Source organism: Mesorhizobium sp. M8A.F.Ca.ET.181.01.1.1 (assembly GCF_004792025.1).
Classification (GTDB): Bacteria; Pseudomonadota; Alphaproteobacteria; order Rhizobiales; family Rhizobiaceae; genus Mesorhizobium.
In genome coordinates, this window is record NZ_SRTV01000281.1 from 1 (window position 1) to 291 (window position 291).

1 pseudogene is annotated in these 291 nt (G+C 63.6%); it reads right to left on the reverse strand.

Annotated features, from left to right (window positions below):
- Positions 1-252, reverse strand: a pseudogene (locus tag EN824_RS34600) (MFS transporter); the annotation flags it as partial.
- Positions 253-291: the final 39 nt, after the last annotated feature.

Below are 291 nucleotides of genomic sequence, written 5' to 3' on the forward strand. Positions count from 1 at the left end.
AAATACGGCGTTGATTGCGCCCAGCATGATAGCGAGCCGCAGGACCATGGGGTTGCGCCACATCCAGCCAAGGCCTTCCTGCAATGCCGGCCAGAATGAAGCCGGACCGGAGGGTTTGCGCGGCGGCAGCACGATGAGCCAGATCAATACCGCCGAGACCGCGTAAAAGCCGGCATCAAGGCCGAAGGGAATGGCAATGCCCGCCGCGATCAACAGGCCGGCCAGCGGCGGGCCGATGAACTGGCCGGTCACCTGTTCGGCGCTCCACATCTGGCCATTGGCACGTTCAAG